Below are 17,618 nucleotides of genomic sequence, written 5' to 3'. Positions count from 1 at the left end.
CCCCATCACCAAGGACTACCAGTATTCAACCAGCCTCCTTTCACTCAAAACATCCCACAAAAAAAGTGTAGGTAGGGCAAATCTCATCCCTACCTACACGTCATCAGACATAAAATTATTTTTCTACATCTTCATCCAATTCTTCTTCGTCTTCATCTTCTGCTTCTTCGTCGTCATCAATGATGAAACCGTCTTCTTCTTCGATCAGGTCATCGTCAATGTCTGCGTCTACTTCATCGATGCTGTCAATTTCTTCTTCAACGAAGTCAATATCTTCGTCATCGTCCTCGTCCTCATCAATTTCTTCATCAACAAATTCGTCGAAGTCTTCTTCAAATACTAAATCATCTTCATCAACGATTAAATCTTCTTCATCGTCAGCAGATGCTTTTGATTTACGTTTGCGCGCTTTAACAGTTGGTGCTGTTTCTTCTTCAATTGTTTCAACTTTATACCATTCACGAAGTCCCCATCCATTTTCATGGTTTAACAGGAATCGTCCATCGATATTCATATCTGTATAAAATTGTACTAGTCTATCTTGGATTTCTGCATCAGATAAACCATTTAAATTTTGAATTTCTTTTAAAAGTTCCGGGAATGCAATTGGTGATTTTCTCTCTTCTAACATTGCATAGGCTAAGTCAATTAACGATTCTTCTGCTAATTGTTCTTTTGTCATTTCACGAATATCCAACTCGTGCACGTCCTTTCCATCAGTACAATAAGTAGCACTATTTTTGTTCAAAACACATTTGTAGTAAGTGATAACATTTTCATTATCACTATTTCTATTGTTGTAGTTACTCCATTAGAAAACTTTGCTTTCCACTAAAGCCGTATAATAGGATGCTCTAGCTACACTCATTCAGATAAGGTTGGTTTCCCCATTTATCTGTAAACAAAGATAATACATATCTTAAACATAATATCCATTATATACAAAGTGCTATACACTATGCTAGTTTCATTTACTCTTTTTTATTTTATATATTTCTTTAATTCCTAAATAAAATAAAAAACCAGATAATATCAATAGTGGAACAGATCCTAATTGCTTATCATACAAAAACAAGATGCCAATCAAACACGCCAAGATAATTATGTAATGTAAGTATTGTTTCAGCAATTGAAATCCTTCCCTTCTGTCCCATCTATTATAGCTAAATTCATAAAAATAGTAATACTTTTCACACCCATAAATAGAACTATTTTTTCATAAATTGGCTAATTAACAAAATTATCTCATATTTAAAGGACCGATACCTCCTAAATGTAACTATTTCCCATAATTTTATTTAATAATAAACCACTGGTACTCGATACTAACCATTTATATTTTGGTATTTGGATGCAAAATAACACCTCTTGCATTCAAATAACACATGCTTGAGTGTTGGTTAAACTAGTTCATGTGACCATATACCAGTACTCCCCAGCTATCACATAAGGTAACCCTCTTACTTCATCCCATAAAAAATCACGCTCACCTTTGGTAACAATACCAAAAGCAAGCGCATCATCATTACATATTTCTTCTGTATTGCCCGCCAACTTCATATAAGGCCTTTGTAATTTGGCCAAGACTTGCTACTTGGACTGTTTCCATTAACTGCTCAAATATGTTACCGCCAGAAAGCGCCACTTCTTTTAGCTTATTTAGGGAAGCTTCACATTTTGATTGGTGACGAGTTTGGAAAGCTTGTAAATTATGAATTTGTAATTCTTTTTCTTCTTTTGAAGCACGAGCTATTTCCATGCTGTTAATGCTTTCAGCAGAAGGTGGATTCGGATTTAAATACGTGTTGACACCGATAATCGGTAGCTCTCCTGAATGTTTAAGGTGCTCATAATACATGGATTCTTCTTGGATTTTCCCTCGTTGATATTGGGTTTCCATTGCACCTAGCACTCCACCTCGATCATTCATTCGCTCAAACTCTTCAAGTACAGCGTTTTCCACTAAATCTGTTAATTCTTCCACTATAAATGCACCTTGTAATGGATTTTCATTTTTTGATAGGCCATGCTCTTTTGTAATAATCATTTGAATTGCCATTGCACGTCTTACCGATTCTTCTGTAGGAGTTGTGATTGCTTCATCATAGGCATTTGTATGAAGCGAATTGCAATTATCCTGCAAAGCCATTAACGCTTGTAAAGTCGTACGAATATCATTGAAATCTATTTCCTGCGCGTGTAGCGAACGCCCCGATGTTTGCACATGGTACTTTAACTTTTGTGAACGATCATTTGCATTATATTTATCTCGCATTACAACCGCCCAAATTCTGCGTGCTACTCGGCCGATTACTGTGTACTCAGGATCTAGGCCATTAGAGAAGAAGAATGAAAGGTTCGGTGCAAAGTCATCAATGTTCATACCTCTACTTAAATAGTATTCAACATAGGTAAAGCCATTTGCTAATGTAAATGCTAGCTGTGAAATTGGATTTGCCCCTGCTTCTGCGATATGATAGCCAGAAATTGAAACAGAGTAATAGTTTCGTACTTTTTGGTCGATGAAGTATGCCTGAATGTCGCCCATCATACGAAGAGCAAATTCAGTTGAAAAAATGCATGTGTTTTGGCCTTGATCTTCCTTTAAGATGTCTGCTTGAACAGTACCGCGCACAACCTGCAATGTTTTTGCTCGCACTTCCGCAAACTCTTCTACAGTAAGCTGTCGACCTAACTCTTCTTCTTTATTTCGAACCTGTTGATCAATAGCTGTATTCATAAACATCGCAAGTATAATAGGTGCAGGGCCATTGATCGTCATCGATACAGATGTGGAGGGTGCACATAAATCAAAGCCCGCATATAATTTTTTCATATCATCCAAGGTACAGACACTTACGCCCGATTCACCAACCTTCCCGTATATATCTGGACGGTAATCCGGATCTTCGCCGTACAAGGTTACAGAATCGAATGCTGTGGATAAACGTTTTGCATCATCATCTTTCGATAAATAATGGAATCGCTTATTTGTTCGTTCAGGCGTTCCTTCGCCGGCAAATTGGCGTTTTGGATCCTCGCCCTCTCGTTTAAATGGGAAAACGCCAGCTGTATAAGGAAACTCGCCAGGAACATTTTCTGCATAAACCCAACGTAAGATTTCACCGTAATCTTTATATTTTGGCAGTGCGACTTTTGGAATTTTTGTCCCTGATAATGAAGTCGTTTTTAGTATTGTTCGGATTTCTTTATCTCTTATTTTTGTAACGAATTCATCACCAGCATAAGCTTCTTTGATTTTCTCCCAGTTCTGAAGAATTCGTTTTGATTCAGCAGATAATTCACCCTTTACACCTTCTGCTAAGGACTCCAGCGATTTTACTAATGCGTCTTCAGGTGATTTTTCAAGGATTTGATTTATTGTCCCTTCGAGTTGATACAGCTTTCTAGCCAGCTCAACCTGTTGCGAAGCATTTTTATGATAATTTCGAACTGTATCAGCGATTTCTCTTAAGTAATAACGACGATTAGTTGGAATGATGACATCTTGTTTTTGAGTTTTCACAAATAGCTCGTAAGAAGTCTTCCAATCAAAGTCAAACTTTTCATTAATTTTCGATACAAGTGCCGCAAATAAGGAGTTCGTCCCTTTATCATTGAATTGACTTGCTATTGTTCCGTAAACAGGCATTTTGTCTAAATCCTCAGACCATAATTCATGGGAACGTTGATATTGCTTTTGAACTTGTCGAAGCGCATCCTCGGAGCCCTTGCGTTCAAATTTATTAATGACAATTAAATCTGCATAATCAATCATATCGATTTTTTCCAGCTGGGTTGGTGCACCGAACTCGCTCGTCATCACATACAACGACAGGTCCGTATATTTCGTAATTTCTGCGTCCCCTTGCCCGATACCGCTTGTTTCTACAATGATAAGATCAAAATCAGCTGCCTTCACAATATCAAGCACATCACCAATCGATGCGGATAGTTCAGTTCTTGAGCCACGGGTAGCAAGGCTTCGCATGTAAACACGCTGATCAAAAATCGCGTTCATACGAATTCTGTCTCCTAACAAGGCCCCGCCTGTTTTTTGCTTTGTAGGATCAACAGAAATAATGGCAATCTTCTTCTCAGGAAACTCACGTAAAAAACGACGAATTAATTCATCGGTTAATGAAGACTTACCAGCTCCACCTGTACCTGTAATCCCTAATACCGGTGTATTTTTTGATTTTTTCCTTGCTTCTTCAATTAGGTGAACTGTTTGCCCGTCCCCACCGATTTCTGCAGCTGTAATTAAGTTCGCAAGTATCTCCGGTCGATCAGTAGATACCTTTTCGATCAGCTCAATAGAGTTGCCTTTTAGAGTAGAAAAATCTGATTCCTCTATTTGTTTATTAATCATTCCTTGCAACCCTAGCTTCATACCATCCTCTGGAGAGAAAATGCCGGCAATACCATATTCGTGAAGCTCCTCTATTTCTCTCGGAAGAATTACTCCTCCACCGCCACCATAGATTTTGATATGGGGTGCACCTTTCTCAGCAAATAGGTCATACATATATTTGAAATATTCCATATGACCACCTTGATAAGAAGAAATGGCTACTGCCTGTGCATCCTCTTGAATAGCTGCATTGACCACTTCTTCTACAGAGCGGTTATGGCCAAGATGAATCACCTCTACTCCACTTGCCTGTAGAATGCGACGCATAATATTGACCGAAACATCATGCCCATCAAATAAACTCGATGCCGTTACAAAACGCACATGATGCTTTGGACGATAGACTCCCTTTTTCTCTGTGTCGTCAGTTTGTTTTACATTTACCATATCTAGTACCCCTTTCAAGAACGTGAATTCTTTAAAAAAACTTCTGATTAACGAAGCGCCCATCCCCGTTTAATCTTGCCTGCTAACACTTGATGCTTACAAAAAACACCGCTTTAGCGCAACGTACAAACGTATGCTTTTGGCGGTGTTCAAGCTCCATTACTCTTCAGAATGTAAAATTCCAGATAAGCACATTTTTGTTTGGGCATCTGTATAATCTTTAATTGTAAAGTGCTTATGTAACGCCCATTTACGAAACGCCCAAGCTTGCCCTTGAACAACTATATGATTTGCCGCTAAAAATACTTCTTTGTCTGAAACCTTTAAGCTTCCTGATTTTACACATGCTGTTAATATTTTTTCAAAAAGGGCAACCATCTCTAATTCCTTCTTTAAAACATAGCTTTGCGCATCTTTTGGCAAAGTTTTAGTTTCCTGATACATGATAGTAAATTCGTCTACCATACTATCGATTAGCAAAAAATATTGTTTTATAGCCTCTTTTAGCTCTTCAATAGTTCCAGAGCTAGTAGAAATATGAGATAGTCGCTGAATCACTTGATGATAAATATTGTCGCAAACTAAATAAAGTACATCTTCTTTTGTACGAATATATTCATACAATGTCCCTATGCTAAACCCGGCAGCTTTGGCTATTTCTCTTGTTGTGGCCCGATGAAAGCCTTTTTCTTTAAATAGTTTCAACGCTCCCTCAACAATTTGCCTTCTTCTGATTTCAATGAGCCCTTCATCCTTAACAGATGATTTGACTAAGATTTTCTCATTTCTCTCAGTCATTGATTATTTTGTCAGCATACGAGAGATTACAAGTCGCTGAATCTCTTGTGTACCTTCATAAATTTGGGTAATTTTTGCATCACGCATATAGCGCTCAACAGGATAATCCTTTGTATAGCCATAGCCACCAAATACTTGGACTGCCTCAGTCGTTACAGACATCGCAGTGTCACCTGCCATTAATTTTGCCATTGCTGATTCTTTTCCGTATGGAAGGTCATTGGATTCTAACCAAGCTGCATTGTATGTTAGTAATCTTGAAGCCTCGATAGCTGTCGCCATGTCTGCAAGCTTAAAGGATATACCTTGGTTTGCAACGATTGGTTTACCGAATTGAACACGCTCTTTTGCATAAACAGTCGCTGCATCTAAAGCACCTTGTGCGATTCCTACAGCTTGAGCAGCAATCCCATTTCTTCCACCATCTAATGTTTTCATGGCAATGATAAAGCCCTCTCCTTCGCTTCCTAGTAGGTTTTCTTTAGGGACACGGCAGTTATCAAAGATAATTTCCGTTGTTGGAGAAGAACGAATTCCCAGTTTCTTTTCTTTTTTCCCGACGCCAAATCCTGGATAGCTTGATTCTACGATAAATGCACTAGTGCCTTTATGCTTTGAATCAGGATCTGTTACGGCAAACACTACATACGTGTCGGCAATGCCACCATTTGTAATGAAAATCTTCGAGCCATTTAGTACATACTCATCGCCATCAAGCTTTGCAGTCGTTTTCATACCACCTGCATCACTTCCAGATCCCGCTTCTGTTAAACAGTAAGCACCGATTTTTTTCCCTTCTGCCATTGGTCGAAGGTATTTTTGTTTTTGTTCTTCATTCCCAAACTTGTAAATCGGCCAGCCTGCTAATGACGTATGAGCAGATAGCGTTACCCCTGTAGAGGCACAAACACGTGACAGCTCCTCTACTGCAATTGCGTAGGCTAAATAATCAAATCCAGCACCACCATACTCTTCTGGCCACGGAATACCCGTTAACCCCAATTCGGCCATCTTCTCCCAAATTTCCCGATCAAAGCGTTCTTCCTCGTCACGCTCTGCTGCAGTTGGTGCCACCTCATTTAAAGCAAACTCACGAATCATTTCACGTAATTGTTGATGCTCCTCTGACAATTGAAAATTCATTTTCCCATTCCCCCGTTTTTCGATGTACCAGGTACACATTCAATTCTGAATACTTCGAATTGTTTTTGCACCTGGTACACACTCAATTCTTGCTTATCACGATTCTTTGGATTTCGCTTGTGCCCTCGTAAATTTCGGTTACTTTGGCATCCCGGAAATACCGTTCTACTGGATAGTCCTCTGTATAGCCGTATCCGCCAAAAACTTGGATTGCCTCCGTTGTTACCTGGACGGCGGTTTTGGAAGCAAATAGTTTAGCCATCGACGCTTCTTTTCCGCATGGCAAACCATTGGATTGATAATTTGCTGCCTTGTAAACCAATAATCTTGCTGCCTCCACTGCTGTCGCCATATCTGCTAATTTAAACCCTACCCCTTGGTTTACAGCAATAGGCTTTCCAAACTGAATTCGCTCTTTGGCATAGTTCGTTGCAGCCTCTAATGCAGCTTCCGCAATGCCTAAGCTTTGTGCGGAAATGCCGATTCGGCCGATATTTAAATTCGCCATCGCAATTTTAAAGCCTTCATTTTCATTGCCTAATAAATTCTCTGCCGGCACTTTCATATTTTCAAAGGTTAGTTGTACCGTTCTGGAACCATGGAGCCCCATTTTCTTCTCGTCTTTCCCGACGAAAAACCCTGGTGTATCCTTATCCACAATAAATGCCGAAATTCCGCGTGACCCTTTAGAAGGATTTGTGGAGGCAAACACAATATAAACATCAGCCTCTCCTCCATTTGTGATAAACACCTTTGACCCATTTAGAATATAATGGTCATCCTGTTTAACCGCTTTTGTTTTCAAAGCCCCTGCATCTGATCCCGCTTCAGGCTCTGTTAAGCAAAACGCCCCTAAATATTCACCGCTTGCTAATTTCGGTACATATTTTTTCTTTTGTTCCTCTGTTCCAAAGTACAGAATGGGATTCGTTCCAACCGAAGTATGGACTGAAAGGATAACCCCAACCACTGCACTAACTTTTGAAAGCTCATTGATTGCTAGAATATAGGAGGTAAAGTCCATTCCTGCCCCACCATACTTTTCAGGCACAGTAATGCCCATGAGACCAAGCTCTCCCATTTTTTTTAGAATTTCATGAGGGAATTCTCCCTGCTCCATCTTTTCGATGAATGGAGTAATTTCACTTTCTGCAAATTGACGCACCATTTGTCGCATCATCATCTGCTCTTCTGTAAATACTAGATGCATAGAAACCCTCCTTAATCTTCGTACACATAGAACCCGCGCCCAGTTTTTCTTCCCAGCCAACCAGCGGCCACATATTTACGAAGAAGTGGACATGGGCGATATTTGCTATCTCCTAACCCATCATGAAGGATTTCCATAATCGATAGACATGTATCTAAACCGATAAAATCAGCAAGTGTCAACGGTCCCATTGGATGATTCATTCCAAGCTTCATCACATCATCGATTGCTTCTTTTGATGCAACCCCTTCATACAATGCATAAATCGCTTCATTAATCATTGGAAGCAAAATACGGTTTGAGATAAATCCAGGAAAATCATTTACTTCTACTGGTGTTTTTGATAGTTTAAGTGTCATTTCTTCTACTGCATGGTAAACCTCATCATTCGTTGCAAGGCCTCGAATGATTTCAACAAGCTTCATTACTGGTACCGGATTCATAAAATGCATTCCAATCACTTGCTCAGGTCTTTGTGTGACAGCAGCAATCTCTGTGATTGGTAAAGACGAAGTATTTGTTGCCAATATTGTATGTTTAGGTGCAATGCTATCTAGCTCTTTAAAGATAGATTGCTTAATATCCATATTTTCTGTAGCTGCTTCAATCACAAGATCCGCATCAAAGGCATCCTTCAATTCAAGGGACATTGAAATTCGACTAAGTACCGCTTCTTTTTCTTCTTCTGTTTTTCTTCCCTTTGCTACGTCTCTAGATAAATTTTTCGTAATCACCCCTAGCCCTCGGTCGAAAAATTCCTGCTTCATGTCATTGAGTTTTACGTCAAAGCCAGCCTGTGCACAAACTTGTGCAATCCCCGACCCCATTTGTCCGGCACCAATAACCATAACCTTTTGAATTGCCATTACTCTCTCATCCCCCGACTATTGTTTGAATGTGTTTAACTTGATAAATCGAACCGTAAGCTTTTTAAGTCTGTTAAATTATTGGAGAGTGCATAAAAAGCATTCGTCAACGGACTAAAATTATTGTTTTGGCACTTCAATCAGTATGGCATCCCCTTGACCGCCACCTGAACAAATTGCTGCGATGCCAACTCCGCCACCACGACGTTTCAACTCATAAGCTAACGTTAAAATGATTCTAGCACCTGATGCTCCAATTGGATGTCCTAGTGCAACTGCTCCTCCATTGACATTAACTTTCTCTGAATCTATTCCAGCAATCTGGTTGCTAACTAGAGCAACTGCAGCAAATGCTTCATTAATTTCAATAAGATCAATTTCTTCAATAGATTTGTTTGTTTTCTTTAACAACTCATTAATAACAAGTCCAGGTGTCTGCGGAAAATCCTTAGGCTCCACGCCAACTTCAGCATGCCCCAGTACATAGGCTAATGGCTTTCGTCCTTCTTTGTTTGCTCTCTCTTCACTCATTAACACGAATGCACAAGCTCCATCGTTTACACCTGGTGCATTTCCAGCTGTTATTGAACCGTCTTTGTCAAATGCAGGTCTTAGTTTTGATAACGCTTCCAATGAAGTGTTTTTACGAGGTGCTTCATCCTCCAGTACTGTTGTTATGTCGCCTTTTCTACCTTTTATCTCAATAGGTGTAATTTCTTCAGCAAATTTACCATCTTCTATCGCTTTAGTCGCTAAATGATGACTTCTTACTGCCCATTCATCCTGTGCTTCTCTAGCAAGTTCAAATGTACTTGCCGTTTCATTGCCATAAGTCCCCATGTGGACATTATTTGGATGGAACGAACAGGATAAACCATCGTACACCATGCCATCTACCAATTTCGCATCGCCCATCCGAAGGCCCCATCGTCCATTTGGTAAATAATAAGGTGCATTTGACATCGACTCCATACCACCTGCAACAATCACTTCTTCGTCTCCCAAACGAATTAGCTGATCTGCTAATGTAACACTTCGCAATCCTGACGCACATACTTTATTAATCGTTTCTGTCTTAACAGAGTAAGGAATTCCTGCTTTTGCTGCTGCTTGTCGTGAAGGAATCTGCCCTTGCCCAGCTTGAAGTACAGTCCCCATAATGACTTCATCTACTTGGTCTGGAGCGACATTAGCTCTCTCCAAAGCTGTTTTAATGGCACTGCCGCCTAAATCACTTGCTGTTAAAGTCGAAAGTGTTCCCCCAAACTTTCCAAACGGTGTTCTTGCCCCATCTAAAATTACTGTTCTACTCAAATCTACATCCCCTTTGTTTTTCGATTTTTAAAAATACAGTATTTTTATCCTTGCTTTATGAGGTGCTTTTGTATTTAATTGGCACTGGATTCTTTTCCGCCTTACACAATTCACGCCCCAACATAATTGAGAACATCATTAATCGACTGAACGCTCGCTCAATTTATGTTTAATAAAAAAGGGAGTCATTTAGAACTCCCTTTTTACATTTATCTATATTTTATAGAATATTAATCTGATAATCAATTTCAATTTTTCTGATATTTAAATTTTTGCTTCTTTAGATATTAATTACCTTTGAAAAAACGTTTTTTTCGTTTACTCAACTAAAGCATCTTCTTAAACTTCTACTACTTCTTCTTCAACCACTTCAGCTACTTTTTCGCCGAATACAGAACGTTCTAATAGCTCTGCAATGTCGAATGTACCTACTGATTCCTCTACCTCTTTCGCTTTTGTTCCATCTGACAGCATTGTTAGACAGTATGGACAACCTGAAGAAATGATGGATGCATTTGTTGCTAATGCTTGTTCTGTACGTGCGACATTGACACGGTTTCCTACGTGTTCTTCCATCCACATTAGACCACCACCTGCACCACAGCACATGGCTGTTTCGCGGTTACGTTCCATCTCAACAAGATTTACGCCTGGTATTGCTTTTAGAATTTCACGCGGTGCATCATATACATCATTGTAACGTCCTAGATAGCATGAATCATGGAATACAATTGTTTCATCTACTCGATGATTTAATGTTAGTTTTCCATCATTTACTAAATCGTATAATAACTCCGTATGGTGATACACTTCCCCTTCCCATCCAAAATCCTTGTACTCGTTTTTAAAGATATTGTATGCGTGAGGGTCAATCGTAACGATTTTCGTCACATCATTTTTCACAAATTCTTCGATGTTTGCCGCAGCAAGCTCTTGGAATAAAAACTCATTTCCTAATCGGCGAGGAGTGTCCCCGGAGTTTTTCTCCTTATTTCCTAAAATCGCAAATTTCACACCAGCCTCATTCATTAAACGAGCAAAGGATAGAGCGATTTTTTGTGAACGGCTATCAAATGATCCCATTGAACCTACCCAGAATAAATACTCAAAACCTTCACCCGATTTTTTTGCTTCCTTCACAGTTGGAATTGTAACTGATGGATCCATTTCACGCCAATTTTCTTTTTCTTTACGGTTAAGACCCCAAGGATTTCCTTGACGTTCAATATTATTCATCGCGCGTTGTGCGTCAGAGTTTACTTTACCTTCAGTCATTGTTAAATAACGACGCAGGTCAATAATTTTATCCACATGCTCATTCATTACCGGGCATTGGTCTTCACAGTTACGGCAAGTTGTACATGCCCAAATTTCTTCTTCTGTAATAACATCCCCAATCAATGAAGGACTATAGATGTCTTCAATTACAGCACCCTCTGCCCCAGCTGCCATAGCAAGCTGGTTTCCTTGCGTATTATTAAATGCGAAAGCTGGTACCCATGGTTTTTGTTTTGTTGTCACTGCCCCTGTAAACGTTAGGTGGTCTCGCAGCTTGACGATTAAGTCCATAGGAGAGAGCATTTTCCCTGTTCCTGTTGCTGGACACATATTCGTACAACGGCCACATTCTACACATGCATATAAATCCAGCATTTGCTTCTGAGTGAAGTCAGTAATTTTGCCAACACCTAGAGCCGGCATGTCCGCTTCATCTTCAGCTTCTTCTAATGCAGCAAAGTCAATAGGGCGAAGTGTCCCAATACGATCTTGTCGGTTAGCAACAGCATTTAAAGTACCTGTTATTAAGTGGAAGTGCTTACCTTGTGGAATATAAACAAGGAATGCAAGTAATGCCACTAAATGCGCCCACCACATAACGAAAAATACGACTGCTGCTGCAGTTGGTGACATCCATTGGAAAGCCCAAGCAATACTTGATGCAACCGGTTCCGCTAATGTTAAAGCATGTCCATGCCAAATAAGTGCCATACCGTTGCCTATTAAAGTGGCGAACATTAACACACCTAAAAACAAATAGACTAAACCGTTTTTAAAGCCTCGTTTAAGTCGAACTAGCTTTTCCATGTAACGACGATAAAACGCGACAGCCACTGCAACTAAAATAACTAATACTACAATCTCCTGGAAGAATGTAAATACAGGATATAATCCACCAAGTGGCAGATGTGAATCCGGTGCTAGTCCCTTCCAAATTAAATCTATTGCTCCTAATTGAACTAATAAGAATCCGTAGAAAAAGGCAACATGGACCAAGCCCATTTTTTTATCTTTTAGAAGCTTGGATTGTCCAAAAACCTTTTCTGCCAAATCTCCAATTCGTTCTTTCAGCTTTAACTCAAACTCTTCTTTTCTCCCAAGTTGAATGAACTCATAGCGTGTTTTAAGTAAATAAAAGAATAGTCCCAACGCGTATAAAACAACCGCTGCAAATAACACCCAGTTTGCAATAAGCAATCCATTCATATTTTCTCCCCCTTTTCCCTTTTTCCCCTTTGTTTAAAAAACTTACTTGAGCAGTCTTAAAATATTCTATAATATTATTCAAAAACCCTCTTTTTTATGTCTCTATTGTAAATTATGAATGAGCATTCAGTCAATGCGTTGTTCGAATATTTCTAATAATTTATTGATATATTGTTAATTATACTTATTTTTTCTACTAGTTTAATTCGTTAACACTATAATAGCAGTGCTATTTCCTTAATAACAGAAATGAATATATAGAAAAAAAAAAAAAACAATCCCGTTCAGAAGGATTGTTTTTTATTGCTTATTTAAATACATCTCCACTACGAATATATTCGATATCTTTGACGTTCGATCGGAAGTTAACCACACGCGCAGCAGCAAAGAAGTAATCCGATAAACGATTTAGATATTTTTGTACAATCACATGCACATCCTCTACTTCGTTTATCAGCGTGACAACTCGACGTTCAGCTCTACGTGTAACTGTACGAGCAATGTGGAGAGTTGAGGCAGCTGGTGTCCCCCCTGGCAGGATAAATCTTTTCAAAGGTGGAGCTTCATCTGAAAGTGCATCAATTCTTTTTTCCAACACTTCTATAGATGCTTCCTGCAATGTATATTTACGTTCTTTCATGACATTTGCCAAATCACCGCCACAATCGAACAACTCATGCTGAATTGTTTCAAGATCTTCGAGTAAGTCTTTGAAAACAGCTGGGTCTAATTCTGTTACAGCCTTGCCAATAAATGAATTTAGCTCGTCGATTGTGCCATACGCCTCTACACGCAAATCATCCTTACTAACGCGTCCTCCCATTAAACTCGTTTTGCCTTTATCCCCTGTTTTTGTGTAAAGTTTCATACTATCTATCCCCTTTTCGATAAGATTGAATCGCTTCTACGGTCGCTTCAAATACGCCTCTACCAATTACTTGACCGACCTCAGTAATTGGTCCTCCATATTGCATTAACTCCCCTGACTGCGTTGCGGCGATCAGTAAACTATCTGTTGGTGTCCCTGTCGCAATTGTATTGGAAACTAAATCGTATACCTCTTCATGCTGAAGTGCCTTCGATTTGCTTTCTGTTGCTGTCATCATCGCTTGCACAAAAGCTTCATCAGATAATTTTCCATTAATAATTACCCACGTATTAATGGTTCCGACATAAGAGGAATTGTTACGTCTATAACTTTGTGAAACGTCAATGGCATTGCCAACTCCAGCGGTTACTACAACGAATACTTCACCAGAGGAAATCCCATATTTCTTAATTACAGCACCTTTGGTATCAACAGCAGTCATCATTCCAACCGTATTTGTTGGAGAAAATCCTTCATTTATTAAATACTGAAAATATTCTTCCTTTACATGCTCAATATCATAATCCGGGTTTACTGTCCGATTGATGAAGCTCGCATACCAACCCATTCCCGCATTATGTACTGCCGATGAAAGCACCCTTAAAGGAAAATCGGATTTAAATTCAACATATTCATCTTTTATTGTTAAATGCCCTTCTGTAATCACTTTTTCTTCAGCTTGTTCTCGTAATTCAGGTAAAATTGTCATTTGCGGCTTTGGTTGTTCGGGATGTGCTTGTATAGAAATCCCTGTATCATAAACAGCCATAATTTGTTCTTCAAGTAATACCTCATGTGGGGCACCATTAGCTCTGACTTTACCCTTTTCCATTAAAAGTATTTCATCACAGTAGAGTGACGCCAGGTTAATATCATGGAATACGGAAACAACTGTTAAATTATTTTCGGTAACTTCCTTACGGATCATATCTAATATTTGCTTTTGATGTGCAATATCTAAATGATTTGTCGGCTCATCAAGTAACAGTAAACTTGAGGCCTGTGCAAGTGCTTGTGCAATGAAAACTCTTTGCTGCTCCCCACCGGATAGAAATTCCAAATAGTGATTTTCATATTTTTGGATATCCGTCTGCTGCATTGCCTTTTTTACTGCACTTTCATCTTCTGCTCCCCAACTTGAGAAGAAGCCTGATTGATGTGGGTACCGGCCAATTGACACGGTATCACGAACTGTACTCGAAAAGGCTGTTGCATGTAGTTGAGGTAAGATCGTCATTTTTCTTGCTAACTCACGAGTTGAGTATTCACCTATTTCTGCTCCATCTATGTGGACCGTTCCAAAAGTAGGACTCATTATGCCACTGATTACCTTTAATAAGGTTGACTTTCCGCATCCATTTGGTCCTAGAATTCCAACCATTTTGCCTTTTTCTACTTGAAATGTAATATTTGATAGAATGGGGGTTGCTCCGTAACCACCTGAAATATTTTGAACCTGTAGCATATCTTCACCCCCTGCTTCTTCGTTGTTTAAAGAAGATATATGAAAAGACAGGTGCGCCAATAAAGGCTGTAATCACACCAATTGGCAATTCTGATGGTGTGATAATCGTCCTAGAGACCAGATCACAAATAATCAACAGACTTGCTCCATTTAAAAAGGATAAGGTCAATAAATGACGATGATCCGTTCCCCAAAGCATACGCGTCATATGAGGAACGACTAACCCAACAAAGCCAATGGTACCAGATACTGCAACTGCGGCTCCCGTAAGCATCGAACCTCCAGTTAAAATCGCATACTTCCTAAACTTTACGTTTACACCCAAGGCCTGTGCTCGTTCATCACCATACATCATTGCATTTAATTCTCTTCGGTTAAGCCACAAAAGTATGACCCCAATCAAAACAAAGGGCAAAATCATTTGGACATATGGCCATCCACGCATAGATACACTGCCAAGTAACCAGCTTGTAATTTCACGTAGCTGTTGGCCAGTAAGCGCAATCATTAACGAAATACACGATCCCAAAAATGAACTGAATATTACTCCAGTTAAAATAAGTGTTTCCATTTTCATGGAGCGATCGATGAAACGGGCAAAGGTTAATACGAGAAGCATCGTCAAAAATGCCCCAACCATGCCGAAAAGTGGCAGGGTGTATGTCCCTATTACAGGTATTGAAAGACTAAAGAAAATTGTTGCCACTGCACCAACAGAAGCTCCTGAAGAAATTCCAAGCGTATATGGATCAGCTAAAGGGTTTTTTAGCAACCCTTGAAAGGCTGCCCCTGCAATTGCTAATGAGGCGCCGATCAGACCTGCTAATATAACGCGAGGCATTCGAATGCCCCATAAAATACTGTAAGCACTGGGATTTGTTTCGTCATCCCATAATGTTGAGATGGGGACATCTGCTGAACCAATGGACACCCCAAGCCAAATGCTAACTAACAAAATAACTATTGATGAACTATAAGCAAGCATCATTCTTTTTTTCACAATGTTACCTCAAGACTATTCTTTACATTATTATATTTTTTAGTAGAAATTAAAATCGTTTTTATCATATTGTTTTTCTTGCCATTTCACAAAAATAAAAAGCCTCCCTAGCCAAAATAGGGAGACGGTTCAGTAATTGATATCATTACAATCCTTGTACTCCCCCTATCCTCGTAAGGTGTGAATCTATCATCATAAAGGCAGGTCTCCTGGCTTATGTTCATCGTGCTCCCTTCCTTCCCATTACACACTTCTTGTAACAGTGGATTGCAGGGCCACTCCCATTTACAGTTGCGGGACAGCGTTGGACTTTCACCAACTTCCCTTTTACTCTTTTTGCTAGTCTAGCAAAAAGACCTTTACTACTTATGAAATTATTTCTTTCTATTATACTTTAATTATGGAAAAGAATGTATAAAACTTTCGCTTTCATTGCTTGATGAAAAACAAAGCCTCCTAATCTATCGTATCAGTCATTTTGTTTCAGAACTAATTCAGCTAATTTCTTAATTGTTAAATCATCCATTGGTGGGTTATGGAGACCCGCTCGTACATCACGGTAATAACGCTGAAGCGGATTTGTGCGTTGCAGACTCTTTGCGCCTACAACTCGCATTGCTTTATCCACTACAGTGATGGCAGCATTGGTTACTGTATGTTTAGCCACGTTTACTGCATTGACAATTACTTCACCTTCCGCTACCGTTAACGTTCTACCATTTTGTTCTCTATTTTTTAAATCCACATAGCTTTGTGCTGCACCATACAAAGCGAAGCGTGCTTTAGCTAGCTCCAGTTCAATTTCTCCAAGTAACGCTTGAACATTCGGTAATGATGCAATTGTTCCTTGAATGCTATTTGGTGAATGGGTATTTGCAAATTGTATGGCATAATCACGTGCTGCCTGTGCAATTCCTAAGTATGTTGCAGGAATGACCAGTAGCCACCCATTCAATTTAAAGCCAGTCGTATAGTTAGGAACTTCAACTAGATCTGATTCTTCTAATTGCACTTCACTTAATACAAAATCATGACTACCTGTTCCCCGCATCGCAATAACATCCCACGTCTCTTCAATAGTAATACCTGGTGTATCTTTATGTATTAAGAAGAAACCGATTTTTTCCTCTTCCTCAATCCATGCCGAGGTTAAAAAGTAATCTAGCTCGGGTAATCCAGTTGTATAACTTTTACGTCCAGTAATTACCCACTTGTCACCATTTCGTTTTGCTGTAGTTCCAGGACGCCCTCCTCGAATGGGGCTACCTGTTGCTGCTTCACTTACCGCCCTATTGATGATTGCGCCTTTTTCTACCGCTTTAGCAAAGTTCTCTAGTTTCACAGGTTCCCAGTATTTATTTTCAAATAACTCACCTACCGTTAATACCGTCCAACCTATGGAAAGTGCAGTACTTCCGTCGTAGCTCGCCAGTGTTTCCTGTATTAAAATCGCATCATAAACACTAAAACCCTCTCCCCCTAATTCTTTTGGTAGAGTAATTTTTGTATAGCCAATTTCTCTTAGCTTCTGTATATGTTCATGAGGAAAGACAGATTGCTCATCAATTTGTTGGGCATTGTTTTTAAATTCCTCTTTTAAGGATGCCAATTTTTCTAACCATTTCCTTTGTTCCTCCGTTTTAATAAATAGACTTTTCAAATGATCATC

The 17,618-nt window shown here is 39.3% G+C and carries 12 protein-coding genes and 1 riboswitch; all 12 genes read right to left on the bottom strand.

Annotated elements, in window-relative coordinates; all coding sequences use genetic code 11:
• Positions 1-115: 115 nt before the first annotated feature.
• Positions 116-697 (bottom strand): DNA-directed RNA polymerase subunit delta, encoded by a 582-nt coding sequence (gene rpoE, locus C1N55_RS04130; protein WP_205758511.1) that lies wholly within the window; start codon positions 695-697, stop codon positions 116-118.
• Between the two features lie 828 nt (positions 698-1,525).
• Complete coding sequence (gene icmF, locus C1N55_RS04125; protein WP_137727633.1) at positions 1,526-4,801, bottom strand: fused isobutyryl-CoA mutase/GTPase IcmF; 3,276 nt, start codon at positions 4,799-4,801, stop codon at positions 1,526-1,528.
• A 159-nt stretch (positions 4,802-4,960) separates the two neighbouring features.
• Positions 4,961-5,599 (bottom strand): TetR/AcrR family transcriptional regulator, encoded by a 639-nt coding sequence (locus tag C1N55_RS04120; protein WP_137727632.1) that lies wholly within the window; start codon positions 5,597-5,599, stop codon positions 4,961-4,963.
• Positions 5,600-5,602: 3 nt separating this feature from the next.
• The gene (locus C1N55_RS04115; RefSeq protein WP_137727631.1) at positions 5,603-6,742 is read right to left on the bottom strand and encodes an acyl-CoA dehydrogenase; all 1,140 of its coding nucleotides are present in this window, start codon (positions 6,740-6,742) and stop codon (positions 5,603-5,605) included.
• Between the two features lie 82 nt (positions 6,743-6,824).
• Positions 6,825-7,952 (bottom strand): acyl-CoA dehydrogenase, encoded by a 1,128-nt coding sequence (locus C1N55_RS04110; RefSeq protein WP_137727630.1) that lies wholly within the window; start codon positions 7,950-7,952, stop codon positions 6,825-6,827.
• A gap of 11 nt (positions 7,953-7,963) precedes the next feature.
• The gene (locus C1N55_RS04105; RefSeq protein WP_137727629.1) at positions 7,964-8,818 is read right to left on the bottom strand and encodes a 3-hydroxybutyryl-CoA dehydrogenase; all 855 of its coding nucleotides are present in this window, start codon (positions 8,816-8,818) and stop codon (positions 7,964-7,966) included.
• A gap of 120 nt (positions 8,819-8,938) precedes the next feature.
• Positions 8,939-10,132 (bottom strand): acetyl-CoA C-acetyltransferase, encoded by a 1,194-nt coding sequence (locus tag C1N55_RS04100; RefSeq protein ID WP_137727628.1) that lies wholly within the window; start codon positions 10,130-10,132, stop codon positions 8,939-8,941.
• A 339-nt stretch (positions 10,133-10,471) separates the two neighbouring features.
• Positions 10,472-12,616 carry a (Fe-S)-binding protein gene (locus C1N55_RS04095; RefSeq protein ID WP_137727627.1) on the bottom strand — a complete coding sequence of 715 codons (2,145 nt, stop codon included), beginning with the start codon at positions 12,614-12,616 and terminating at the stop codon, positions 10,472-10,474.
• Between the two features lie 307 nt (positions 12,617-12,923).
• Positions 12,924-13,484 (bottom strand): cob(I)yrinic acid a,c-diamide adenosyltransferase, encoded by a 561-nt coding sequence (locus C1N55_RS04090; RefSeq protein WP_137727626.1) that lies wholly within the window; start codon positions 13,482-13,484, stop codon positions 12,924-12,926.
• Between the two features lies 1 nt (position 13,485).
• Positions 13,486-14,949 (bottom strand): adenosylcobinamide amidohydrolase, encoded by a 1,464-nt coding sequence (locus C1N55_RS04085; RefSeq protein WP_137727625.1) that lies wholly within the window; start codon positions 14,947-14,949, stop codon positions 13,486-13,488.
• Positions 14,950-14,953: 4 nt separating this feature from the next.
• Positions 14,954-15,937 (bottom strand): FecCD family ABC transporter permease, encoded by a 984-nt coding sequence (locus tag C1N55_RS04080; RefSeq protein WP_137730533.1) that lies wholly within the window; start codon positions 15,935-15,937, stop codon positions 14,954-14,956.
• Between the two features lie 193 nt (positions 15,938-16,130).
• Positions 16,131-16,325: riboswitch (cobalamin riboswitch) on the bottom strand.
• 93 nt (positions 16,326-16,418) lie between these two features.
• Positions 16,419-17,609 carry an acyl-CoA dehydrogenase family protein gene (locus C1N55_RS04075; RefSeq protein WP_137727624.1) on the bottom strand — a complete coding sequence of 397 codons (1,191 nt, stop codon included), beginning with the start codon at positions 17,607-17,609 and terminating at the stop codon, positions 16,419-16,421.
• Positions 17,610-17,618: the final 9 nt, after the last annotated feature.

It is taken from the genome of Lysinibacillus sp. SGAir0095 (assembly GCF_005491425.1).
Classification (GTDB): domain Bacteria; phylum Bacillota; class Bacilli; order Bacillales_A; family Planococcaceae; genus Ureibacillus.
This window is presented reverse-complemented; position numbering and strand designations above follow the sequence as displayed.

What these genes read in the sequence shown, in the direction of transcription:
- C1N55_RS04105 (WP_137727629.1), bottom strand. Translation starts at nt 8,818, where the DNA reads ATGGCAATTCAAAAGGTTATGGTTATTGGTGCCGGACAAATGGGGTCG.
- C1N55_RS04085 (WP_137727625.1), bottom strand. Translation starts at nt 14,949, where the DNA reads ATGCTACAGGTTCAAAATATTTCAGGTGGTTACGGAGCAACCCCCATT.
- icmF (WP_137727633.1), bottom strand. Translation starts at nt 4,801, where the DNA reads ATGGTAAATGTAAAACAAACTGACGACACAGAGAAAAAGGGAGTCTAT.
- C1N55_RS04115 (WP_137727631.1), bottom strand. Translation starts at nt 6,742, where the DNA reads ATGAATTTTCAATTGTCAGAGGAGCATCAACAATTACGTGAAATGATT.
- C1N55_RS04080 (WP_137730533.1), bottom strand. Translation starts at nt 15,937, where the DNA reads ATGATGCTTGCTTATAGTTCATCAATAGTTATTTTGTTAGTTAGCATT.
- C1N55_RS04120 (WP_137727632.1), bottom strand. Translation starts at nt 5,599, where the DNA reads ATGACTGAGAGAAATGAGAAAATCTTAGTCAAATCATCTGTTAAGGAT.
- C1N55_RS04110 (WP_137727630.1), bottom strand. Translation starts at nt 7,952, where the DNA reads ATGCATCTAGTATTTACAGAAGAGCAGATGATGATGCGACAAATGGTG.
- C1N55_RS04095 (WP_137727627.1), bottom strand. Translation starts at nt 12,616, where the DNA reads ATGAATGGATTGCTTATTGCAAACTGGGTGTTATTTGCAGCGGTTGTT.
- C1N55_RS04090 (WP_137727626.1), bottom strand. Translation starts at nt 13,484, where the DNA reads ATGAAACTTTACACAAAAACAGGGGATAAAGGCAAAACGAGTTTAATG.